8 protein-coding genes are annotated in these 11584 nt (G+C 42.6%); 7 read left to right on the top strand and 1 reads right to left on the bottom strand.

Annotated features, from left to right (window positions below):
* The first annotated feature begins 27 nt into the window (after positions 1 to 27).
* Together H8S51_RS16675 and H8S51_RS16670 are read left to right on the top strand one after the other, a co-directional pair.
* Positions 28 to 1362 carry a helix-turn-helix domain-containing protein gene (locus tag H8S51_RS16675; protein ID WP_118591463.1) on the top strand — a complete coding sequence of 445 codons (1335 nt, stop codon included), beginning with the start codon at positions 28 to 30 and terminating at the stop codon, positions 1360 to 1362.
* A 164-nt stretch (positions 1363 to 1526) separates the two neighbouring features.
* Entirely contained in the window at positions 1527 to 2765 is a 1239-nt protein-coding gene (locus H8S51_RS16670) for an MFS transporter (protein WP_118591465.1), read from the top strand.
* A gap of 81 nt (positions 2766 to 2846) precedes the next feature.
* On the opposite strand, the gene H8S51_RS16665 is transcribed toward H8S51_RS16670, so the two are convergent.
* On the bottom strand, positions 2847 to 3866 hold the full coding sequence (locus H8S51_RS16665; RefSeq protein ID WP_118591467.1) for a LacI family DNA-binding transcriptional regulator: 1020 nt from the start codon (positions 3864 to 3866) through the stop codon (positions 2847 to 2849).
* A gap of 270 nt (positions 3867 to 4136) precedes the next feature.
* On the opposite strand from H8S51_RS16665, the gene malQ reads away from it, so the two are divergent.
* From malQ to H8S51_RS16640, 5 genes are all read left to right on the top strand, one after another.
* Positions 4137 to 5633 (top strand): 4-alpha-glucanotransferase, encoded by a 1497-nt coding sequence (gene malQ / locus H8S51_RS16660; RefSeq protein ID WP_241070788.1) that lies wholly within the window; start codon positions 4137 to 4139, stop codon positions 5631 to 5633.
* 84 nt (positions 5634 to 5717) lie between these two features.
* The gene (locus H8S51_RS16655) at positions 5718 to 7055 is read left to right on the top strand and encodes an extracellular solute-binding protein (RefSeq protein ID WP_118210375.1); all 1338 of its coding nucleotides are present in this window, start codon (positions 5718 to 5720) and stop codon (positions 7053 to 7055) included.
* A gap of 100 nt (positions 7056 to 7155) precedes the next feature.
* Positions 7156 to 8523, top strand: coding sequence for a carbohydrate ABC transporter permease (locus H8S51_RS16650; RefSeq protein ID WP_044999520.1), 1368 nt, complete (start codon positions 7156 to 7158; stop codon positions 8521 to 8523).
* On the top strand, positions 8523 to 9434 hold the full coding sequence (locus H8S51_RS16645) for a sugar ABC transporter permease (RefSeq protein WP_117921132.1): 912 nt from the start codon (positions 8523 to 8525) through the stop codon (positions 9432 to 9434). The genes H8S51_RS16650 and H8S51_RS16645 overlap by 1 nt, the downstream gene beginning before the upstream one ends.
* 338 nt (positions 9435 to 9772) lie before the next feature.
* Positions 9773 to 11548, top strand: coding sequence for an alpha-amylase family glycosyl hydrolase (locus H8S51_RS16640; RefSeq protein ID WP_186900214.1), 1776 nt, complete (start codon positions 9773 to 9775; stop codon positions 11546 to 11548).
* Positions 11549 to 11584: the final 36 nt, after the last annotated feature.

The raw sequence follows: 11584 nt of genomic DNA, 5'->3' as shown, positions 1-11584 counted from the left end.
ACAGAGACAGAATTTTGGAAAATAAATATGAATAAAAAAGAAAAAAGTCCGGCAGGAATGATTCTGCGCGCGGAGCGGATCAGACAGGGAAAGGGACAGAAAGAAGTCTGTTATGGCATCTGTGTGGTTTCGTATTTAAGCAAGATCGAGCGTGGATCAGCGGAGCCGGATATGGCAATTTTAAAGCAGCTTTTTGCAAGACTTGGAATCGATTATGAGACAGATTCTGCATTTCTTACTGAGAGCAGGCAACAGATGGATAAATTTTTTTATAATCTCCAATATGGACTGGAAAATGAAACGGTATGGAAAAAACTTGCCGGAAAATGGGACAGGCTTTTGATGTCACCGTTTGTGATCGATATCAGGCTGGTGGCAGCAGTTTATTACAGTGAGAGCATATGGAAAGAAGTAGATGAAAGTTTTATCGAAAGGTTCATGGAAAAAGAAACGGATGGAAATTCTATCGGAAGTTTCATGAAAAATGAAGTGGATGGAAATGACATACAGAACTTTTTGGATAAGGATATCAGCACATTAGCGCAGTTAGAAGATTGTATGGATGAAAAACAGTATGCCTATTACAGTCTGGTCTGTTCAAGACTCACAAAAGATCCTGCAGAGAAAATGAAGTGGTATCAGAAAGTACAGCATGGACTGCAGAATACGCTTGGCATGTGTTGCCTGATTGCTGGTTATTATGAACAGGCAGAATACGACGTGATTCACCGGATGGAGAACCGTTTTGTGACAGCAGCATTAGAAGAGGGAAATGTATATGCACTGGCGGATTATTATTTTATGAATGGAAGCGCATATGCATGTGTCAATATGGATGAAATGATGACCGTCTATTATGAGCGCACCAGAAGAATGTTGCAGAATACTGGCTGGTGGAAAGAATACGAGCAGGGATTATATTATAATATGGGCGCAACCTATCTGGCAGTCGGAAGATATGAGGAAGCGCTTGCCTGTTTAAATCGTGTCCGGTCAGAAGATTTTCTGCACTGTCATAAAAAGGGATGGTTACATTTGCGCCTTGGAAATACAAGGGAGGCAGACCGATATCTTGCAAAAATGAAGCTGTTACTTTCACAGAAAGAAATGAAGGATAAGACGGCAGAGCATCTGATGTATGAAGAACTTTGCATGGAACAAAAGCCTGACTTTACGGCGGATCCGGCATATTTAGATCTGATCGAACGACTGATCACAGCTCTCAAAAAAGAAAAATCGTTTGGATTCCTCTATCAATATAAAGATGTGATCTTAGAAGCCTATATGAGACAGCGGAAATATAAAAAGGCATTGGAGTTTAGTGAACAAATTTCCGCAAAGACCAGAAAAAGTACGTTTTAGCGTGCTTTTTTTGTGCCGATTTTCCCAAATCAATTCGCTTTATCTAGTTTAAAGTGGAATATATAATAACTGTAGCAATCGATATATGATGTCTGGAATCCACTATTTGCTCCGGACATCATAATCTTTACGCTATACTACAAAACATGAAATGAGGAAAAAGCATGTCACACCAGCAAAAAACACTCTGGACAAAAGATTTTACCAGTATCACTATCGCAACCATTTTAACAGCCGTGGGCGGCGAAGCCATGAACCTGCCGATCAGCCTTTTAGTATTTGATGAAACCGGATCTACCTTCCTGTCCGCACTGGTGCTGATCTGCGGCGTCTTGCCGGACATTGTTCTTTCTGTTTTGGCAGCACCTTTGATCGACAAGGGCGGAAAGAAAAAATGGATTGTCGGACTGGATATTGTAACGGCGGTATTATATGCGGTGATGGGAGTCTATATTAGTGGTCATGCGTTCAACTATCTGCTGTATCTGATATTCGTTCTTGCGGTAGGGACAATCTCAGTGTTTTACCGCCTTGCATATGATGCATGGTATCCTAATCTGATCCCGAACGGGATGGAGCAGAAGGGATACGCGGTCAGCAATACGATATATCCGCTTGTCATCATTGCAATGTCCCCGGCGGCAACCTTTTTATATGAAAAAATATCCATGGCACATATTTTTTATCTGGTTTCTGGTATCACGATGGTATCTGTTGTCATAGAGAGCCGGATTCATGAGGAAAAAGAAGAAGCACAGGATGATTATACATGGAAGCAGTACTGTCAGGATATCAGGGAAGGATTTCATTATCTGAAAAAAGAAAAGGGGATTCGTAACATCTATACTTATATGAGTATCACAAGCGGTGTGTCAGATGGAAATACCGTACTGATCCAAGCGTTTTACCAGACAGTGCCGTGGCTTACGGTCACAATGCTTGGATTTTTAAAAAGTGCGGAAATGATCGGGAGGGGACTTGGCGGCATTTTCCAGTATAAAAAAGAAATACCGGTAAAAAAACGCTATGCGTTTACCAAATTTGTCTATACGGTCTATGGACTGATGGATATTTTACTTTTATATCTGCCATATCCGCTGATGTTGTGTAACCGTTTCCTTTGTGGGGCCCTTGGCATCTCAAGTGCGACCATCCGTGAGACAGCAGTGCAGAGCTATCTGCCCGAAAATATGCGGGCGCGTATCAACGCATTTTTTAATATGGTATTTGCGATCGGAAGTGTGGCATTCCAGATGGCAGCGGGAGCACTGGGGCAGATCATGTCTTATCGGTCAGCCATTCTGATGCTCTCAGTAGCAGAACTTACCGCTATGTTTTTACTGATTTGCATTCCGGCAAAAGAAAACCGCCCCGTATATGAGGCGGTTCGGAAAACGGAGTAGTGAGACACTGCAATTTTCCAGTCAGAGAACTGAAAACCACCTCTTTATACCCGTATAGCATTGCTTATAAATCTATCACTTTTACACCAGTGGTTTTATCTCGGGTGCTGCCTGACAGCGTGCCGTCGATTCTCTTTCAATGAGTCTTGCCCGGATCTGCGTCCGGCAGAACGGGATGTGGTGCACCAGAGAATTTAAAACGACGTAAGCGCATTTTCCAAGTTCATTGCGCTCCTGACGAACCGTGGTAAGCGGCGGCTCTAAGGAGGCAGAGAGCGGAAGATCATCAAAACCAATCACACTGATATCCTCCGGAACGCGGAAACCGCGCAGCTTACACTCGGCAATTACACCGGAAGCAATGAGATCGTTGCCGCAGATGATAGCAGTTGCACCTGCACCGAGAAAAGTCGGAACATGGTATTTTGCACTGTCTGCCACATAATAGCCGTAGGCGGTCAGCTTCTCATCAGCAGCCAGTCCATGAGCTTTCATGCTGTTAAAAAATGCTTCCTGGCGCTGCTCGGATACCATGGAGTGCAGGGAACCGTTTAAAAAAGCAATTTTTTTGTGGCCGAGGGTATACAGATGATCTACGGCTGCGTCGATACCTTCGTAATTATCGGTGCCGACATAGCAGACATTAGGATTTTTTTCGATATAGTTATCAAAGAGAACAGTCGGCATTGTGGTGTGGGAAAGCTGTTGCATCCATTCGTCATGCAGGGCGAATCCGACTAAAAAGGCACCGCAGAAACCGTTCTTTAACATGTATGTATCATATTTTTCTGTAAGCTGAAAAGCAGGTGTGACCGGAATAACGGTGACATCCCAATTATGGCGGAAAGCATTCTGTTTGAAACCGAGTACGATATCGTAGCCAAACTGATCTTCCGTTTCATATTCCATATTTTCGATAAAGACCGCAAGCTTGCGGTTTTCTTTTTTCTTTGATTTTTTTGTTGCGTATCCCATTTCAACTGCAGTGTCAAGCACCATCTGACGTAATTCTTCGCTGATGTCACTCGCGCCATTTAAACCTTTTGATACGGTACTGACGGAAACACCGAGTCTTGTTGCAATATCTTTGATTGTTGCCATGGGTAAGATCCTCTCCTTAGTAAAAACAGTTGATTTTTTTATATTATATAAAGAAAACAAAAAGTTGACAAGCAGACATACTAAAATTTTCGAAACTTTTGAGTGGTTTCGTTGTAAAAATAAACAAAAACGATATAGCAAAAACGGCAAATATGGCAAAAACGCTGTTAAAAGTTGCAAATTCGTTGACAAAAAACGTTTCCAGTAATAAAATTATCACAGATACGAAAAAAAAGCGAAAAAAAAGAGAGGAAGGACCGGGGAAGATCATTGGATGCAAAAAGAATGGCAAGGGGAGCAGGAATCCTCTTAGCGATCACAAGTTTACCATCTTCATACGGAATTGGTACATTAGGAGATGCGGCATTCCAGTTTATAGATCTGCTGGTGGATTTAAAACAGCGTTACTGGCAGGTGCTGCCGATCGGTCCAACCAGTTTTGGAGACAGTCCATATCAGTCATATTCCGCATTTGCCGGGAATCCATATCTGATCGATCTGGATGATCTTGTGCAGGAGAAGCTGCTTAGTGTGGAAGAGATCCGAAGTTTCCATTGGGGAAATGATGAAGCGGATATTGATTATGCGATGATTTATGAGAACCGCTTTAAAGTTTTGAAAATGGCGTTCGCACGATTCGATATCGAAAATGAAGTTTTTGTAACGTTCTGTGAGGAAAATGCCGGATGGCTTTCTGATTATGCACTTTATACTGCATTAAAGAAACATTTTGGTGATGAGGAATGGCAGAAGTGGGACGAACCGCTTCGAAGCCGGGATCCTGAGGCATTAAAAGAGTATGAAACAACGTTACATACAGACATATTGTTCTATGAATTCTGCCAGTTTGAATTTTTTAAACAATGGAAAAAATTAAAAGAATATGCAAATAACAGAGGTATCCAGCTGATTGGTGATCTTCCGTTTTATGTGGCATTAGACAGTGTGGATGTATGGGCAAACCGGGAACTTTTCTTATTGGAAGAGGATGGGACGCCAAAAGGAGTTGCAGGTTCTCCGCCGGATGCATTTTCAGAGAATGGACAAAAGTGGGGAAGTCCAGTATACAACTGGAGCCGGATGGAAGAAGATGGATTTGCCTGGTGGCAGGCGCGCATGTTAGAACATGCAAAGCTGTTTGATGTGATACGGCTTGATCATTTTGCAGCGATCGTAAAGTATTATGTCGTACCGAACAAGGCAGAAGATGGAAGAAGTGGAAAGTGGAGTAGGGGACCTGGAAAGAAACTTACGGATGCAATCGAAAAAGTGATCGGAGATACACACATCATCGTTGAGGATATCGCAGGAAAGAGTCCGATACCGGGTGTGAAGAAGCTGATGGCAAGAACCGGATGGCCGGGCATCAAGATTTTGATGTTCGCATTTGGGGATGATACGGCAAACGAACATCTTCCACATAATTACACCGACTGCAATCTTGTCGTTTATGCGGGAACGCATGACAATGAAACAATTGTTGGTTACTTCAGGGACAAAACAGATTATGAGCTTGCTTATCTGTACGAGTATCTGAATATCAAATATAAAGAAGAAATACCGGATGCGCTGATCCGGGCTGCCTATGCAAGCATTGCAGATGTGGTGATCATACAGATGCAGGATCTGATGAAGCTTGGAAATGAAGCGCGGATGAATGCACCATCCACCGTCGGGAGAAACTGGAGATGGAGGATTGGAACCGATGAACTGAGTGAGGAGCGAAGGGCATGGATCCGGACGCTTGCGTCGGTTTATCACAGATAATTATGTTATAAAGTGCAGATTGCATTTTATATAAAAACAAAGTTCATGAAAACTTTTTGGGAAAAAGAAAAGGAGAAGAAAAAAATGAAAAAGAAAGCAGTGTCATTATTAATGGTAGCAGCTATGATGACAACCATGGCAGCAGGATGCGGAAACAAAGCCGCAAACAATGCTGGAAGCGATGCAGCAGCAGACAACAGCACAACAAGTGATGCAGCAGCAGAGGAGACAGCAGGTACTGAGGCAGCAGCCGTAGATACCGCAGGTACTGAGGCAGCAGCCGCAGATTCTGAAGATGAGCCATGGTCCGGTACAATTACAGTATGGAGCCCACAGGAAGATCAGGATACAGGCTGGCTTGCAAAAGAGTGTGACGCATTCAACGCAGCTCATCCAAACTGGGATATCACTTTCAATTATGGTGTATGTGCAGAGGGTGATGCAAAAGCAACGGTTACACAGGATGTTGAAAACTCCGCAGATGTATATATGTTAGCAAATGATAACATCCCGGATCTTGTATCTGCAAACGCATTAGCAGAGCTTGGAGGAAGTTATCTTGACTATGTAACTACAACAAACTCTGATTCTATTACGGCATCCGTTACTTACAATGATGCAGTAGTAGCATTCCCATTCACATCAAATACATGGTTTATGTACTATGATAAGAGTGTATTTTCAGATGATGATATTAAGAGCTTTGATACCATGTTAGAAAAAGGAAAAGTTTCTTTCCCATTATCTAACTCCTGGTATATTCAGGCTTTCTATGTAGCAAACGGATGTACATTATTTGGTGATGGTACTGATGCAGCAGCAGGTGTCGATTTTAGTGGTGACAAGGCAGCAGCAGTTACTGAGTATCTTGTAGACCTTTGCAAGAATCCAAACTTCATTAATGATGCAGACGGAGCAGGTATTGCCGGTTTACGTGATGGCAGCGTTAATGCCATTTTCTCAGGTACATGGGATGCAGAATCTGTAAAAGAAGCTCTTGGCGATAACATGGGTGTTGCAGCTCTTCCTACTGTAAATATCGGAGGAACAGAGGGTCAGATGAAATCCTTCATAGGATCTAAAGCAATCGGCGTTAATCCAAATACAGAGAATATGCAGGTTTCCATGGCTTTAGCGGCTTACCTTGCAGGTGAAGATGCCCAGAAAGATCATTATGATATGAGAAATATCCTTCCTACAAATACAAACATTGCAATCTCAGATGATGAAATTGCTACGGCAGTTACAAAAGTTATGACAGATACATCTATCATGCAGCCATTAGTAAGCGAAATGAGCAACTACTGGTCACCGGCTGAGAACATGGGTAAAGCACTGGTCGCTGGTGAGATCACAGCTGATAACGCAGCAGAGAAAACAGAAGATATGAATACAACAATGAACACAGACATTGCACAGTAAAAAGATTTCTTCTGATAGAAATCCCAGGGTGCCCGGACGGGCATCCTGGATGTTTCTACATTGAGATTTAAAGGAGGCGCATAACGTGAAAAAGGCTGGAATGAAAAAAGGAAAAAATAAAGAATTTTCAACACCGTACACGGTTACAAATGCGGTGGCAAAAGGAAATATAATCACAAAACTTTCCCTGTTAATTATGGGCTTAGGAAATATTGCACATAAACAAATTGGAAAGGGAATCATGTTTCTTGCAGTAGAAGCTGCATATATCTGGTACATGATTCAGTCAGGAATTTATAATTTATCTATGCTGCCATCTCTTGGATGGAGAGAGCAGGAAAAAGTATGGAACGAAAAAAAGAGTATTTATGAATATACAGCAGGTGACCAGTCAGCACTGATTCTGTTGTATGGAGTGGCAACAGTTTATATTACAGCAATGTTTATCATTGTCTGGAGAGAGTCCGTAAAGAGCTCTTATAAATCGGAAGTGCTGGCAAAATCAGGAAAGCACTTAAACAACTTTAAAGAAGACTGCAAGAGTTTGTTAGATCAAAATTTATATAAATTACTGTTGGCAGCGCCGGTTATGGGAATTTTAATTTTTACGATCTTACCACTGATCTATAACATTACCATGGCGTTCACGAACTACAGTAAGGTCAACGATCATCTGGTATTATTTGACTGGGTGGGACTGGCAAATTTTAAGAAGATTTTAAACTTCGGTGACAGTATCGGAAAGCAGTTCTATTCCGTATTAGGATGGACACTGATCTGGGCCATTGTAGCAACCGCATTAAACTATATCCTCGGTATGATCTTAGCAATTATCATCAACCGTAAGGAGACAAAAGGAAAGGCATTCTGGAGATTCTGTTTTGTACTTTCCATCGCAGTACCGCAGTTCGTATCACTGCTGATCATGCGTACCATGTTACAGCCGACCGGTATCGTCAATACGCTGTTATTAAAATATGGTCTGATCGATACCGCATTACCGTTCTTTTCAAATGCAACATGGGCAAGAGTAACGGTTATTGTTATTAACCTCTGGGTAGGTATTCCGTATACGTTACTTCAGGTAACCGGTATTTTACAGAATATTCCGGGTGAACTTTATGAGGCAGCAAAGATCGACGGAGCGAATGCTGTACAGACTTTCTTTAAGATCACATTGCCTTACATGTTATTCGTTATGACACCGTACCTGATCACACAGTTTACGGGAAATATCAATAACTTCAATGTCATCTTCCTTCTGTCAGGTGGAAATCCTACTCCGGTGGATGCCACGGCAGGAAAGACAGACCTTCTTGTTACCTGGCTGTATAAGCTGACGGTTGATAAGAACTATTATAACTTAGGTGCTGTTATTGGTATTATGACATTTATTGTACTTGCGATCGTAGCATTGGTAACATATCGCAATACCGCATCCTATAAAGATGAGGAGGGATTCATGTAATGAACACGACACATACGAGTACAGCAGCAGTGGCTGCGAAAAAAAGTGGTGCATCCAATACGGCGAAAATCCGTAAAACAGTGATAAATGTGATTGTTCACATTTTCCTGGCAATACTGGCATTTATCTGGGTTCTCCCGATTTTCTGGGTAATCCTTACAAGTTTCCGTGGAGAGAAAGGTTCTTATGTAAGTACATTTTTCCCGAAAACCTATACATTTAATAATTACATCAAATTATTTACAGACACCAGTATTTTAAACTTTCCGAAGATGTTTATGAATACCTTTGTGATCGCAATTTTTACCTGCATCATTTCTACCATCTTTGTACTTTCAGTGGCATACAGTATGTCAAGAATGCGTTTTAAGATGAGAAAACCGTTTATGAACATCGCTATGATCATTGGTCTGTTTCCATCTTTCATGTCCATGATCGCTGTGTACTATATTTTAAGAGCACTTAATTTAGCAGATGGTGCAATGATCCGTGTAGCACTTATTATCGTGTTCTCAGCGGGTTCCGGTGCAGGATTTTATGTTGCGAAGGGATTTTTTGATACAATCTCAAAATCGCTGGATGAGGCAGCGATTATCGATGGAGCGACAAGATGGAATGTATTTACAAAGATTACGGTACCGCTCAGTAAGCCGATCATCGTATATACGATTTTAACATCCTTTATGGGACCGTGGGTTGACTTTATTTTTGGTAAAGTTATCTGCCGTGCGGATGCACAGTATTATACGGTATCTATTGGTCTTTGGAAGATGCTTGAGAAAGAGTATATCGATAGCTGGTATACCTGTTTCGCAGCAGGAGCAGTTGTCGTATCGATCCCGATCGCAATTCTGTTCTTAATGACACAGAAGTTCTATGTGGAAGGTATGAGCGGAGCTGTCAAGGGCTGATCCACAGGATACAAATGGAATATGAGGGCACATTTTGGTGTGTCATTGGGCAGATGGGGAGTCTGCCGGGAGAGCAGGGACGGTTTGTTTCTGCTCTCTTTTTAAATTCATAGGAAATTGCGTCCTATGAATTTAAAAGCCCTCCGGGCAGGATGCGCATCTTGCGGAGCAGAAGTTAGCTGTAAACAGCACCGCTCGAGCGCGAAAGAGTCGCAAGCGACTCTTTATTCTAATAGAGTAGTTGAAGGATGCTGAGGTCAAATAGTGCAATCAGGAAGCTTGGGTGCACTATTGTGACTTTAACATAATTGAAAAAGCGCAGGCATATATGCGCAGAAATGAGGACTGAGATGAAAAAGAGAATCATTGCGGCTGTTTTAGCCGGTATGTTGATAGTTTCCGCAGGGGGATGTGGAAATGGGACAGCTTCATCAGGGAATGCTGTGGATAACTCGAATGGAATGGCGACGGAAAGTTCTGCGGATCAAGCCATAGCTTCTGCCGGGCAGGATGAAAATGCAGATGCTGACACGAAGGAGGGGGGAGTGACCGTCCTTTCTCTGATGCAGGAAGTCAATACCGGGGATGAACAGATCATTGATGATAATTACCGTACCTGGTATGAGGTGTTTGTGTACAGCTTTTTTGACAGCGACGGGGACGGCATCGGGGATCTGAATGGTCTGACAGAAAAGTTAGATTATATCAATGACGGTGATCCGGCGACAGATACGGATCTTGGATGTAACGGAATCTGGCTGATGCCGGTCATGCCATCGACAACCTACCATAAATATGATGTGACGGATTACTGTGATATTGACCCGGAATACGGTACGATGGACGATTTTAAAAATCTGATCGCCGCATGTCATGAGAGGGGAATCAATGTCATTATCGATCTTGTCATGAACCATACTTCCTCCCAGCATGAATGGTTTAAAACGGCAGCAGATTACCTGAAAAACCTGCCGGAGAGAGCAGAGCCGGATGCGTCGGAGTGTCCTTATGTGGATTACTATAATTTTTCTAAGGAAATGCAGGGCGGTTACAGTAAGCTCGATGGTACAGACTGGTATTATGAGGCGCAGTTCTGGAGCGAGATGCCGGATTTAAACCTTGGCAGTCAGGCAGTCCGTGATGAATTTGACAAGATCGTAGACTTCTGGCTTGATCTGGGGGTGGACGGATTCCGCCTGGATGCGGCAAAAGAGTATTACAGCGGAAGTGTGGATAAAAATGTGGAAGTGTTGTCATGGTTTCATTCCATGGTAAAAGAGAAAAAAGAGGATGCCTATATCGTGGCGGAGGTCTGGACGGATCAGAATACCTACGCAAAATACTATGAGAGTGGTATTGACAGCTGTTTTGATTTTTCTTTTGCGGACAGCACCGGAACGATCACTTCCGTGCTTAAAAATGGTTCGGCATCTTCCTATGGAAAGGCGTTGGTAAATCTACAGGATAATCTTTCCCAGTACAGTGACAGCTATATCGATGCACCATTTTACACAAATCATGATATGGCACGAGGCGCAGGTTATTATTCTGGGGATGACAGTGAAAAACAGACAAAGATCGCACAGGCAATGAATCTGTTGATGTCTGGAAGTGCTTTTCTGTATTATGGAGAGGAACTGGGCATGAAGGGTTCCGGTAAGGATGAAAATAAGCGTGCACCGATGTATTGGAGCGAAGATAGCGCAGTCGATGGAATGTGCAAGGGACCTGCTGATATGGATGCCATAAAAATGAAATACGGTGCGCTCGAAACACAGGAGGAAGATGGAAACTCTATTTACCAGTTTGTAAAACAGACGATAAAACTCCGCAATGAGTACCCGGAAATAGCCCGTGGAACAGTAAAGTTTGAGGAGAATATTTCGGATGACAAGGTATGTGTCATAAAGAAAACATATGGTGATTCGGAAATACTTCTGGTTTACAATCTTGCTCCGGAGAGTGCGGATGTAGATTTATCCGGAGTTACAGTTGGAGAAAAGAGCGGAGGTGATCTTGCAGTTGGCGGTGTACTGCTGACGGGCACAGAAGAGGCAGTGCTCCAGGATGGAACACTGACAATGCCGGGATATTCGGTGGTGATAGTGAAATAATATGTCAGGCTGTGCCGGGCAGATTTAAGAAATTAC

The organism is Roseburia rectibacter, assembly GCF_014287515.2.
GTDB classification, from domain to species: Bacteria; Bacillota; Clostridia; order Lachnospirales; family Lachnospiraceae; genus Roseburia; species Roseburia rectibacter.
This window is presented reverse-complemented; position numbering and strand designations above follow the sequence as displayed.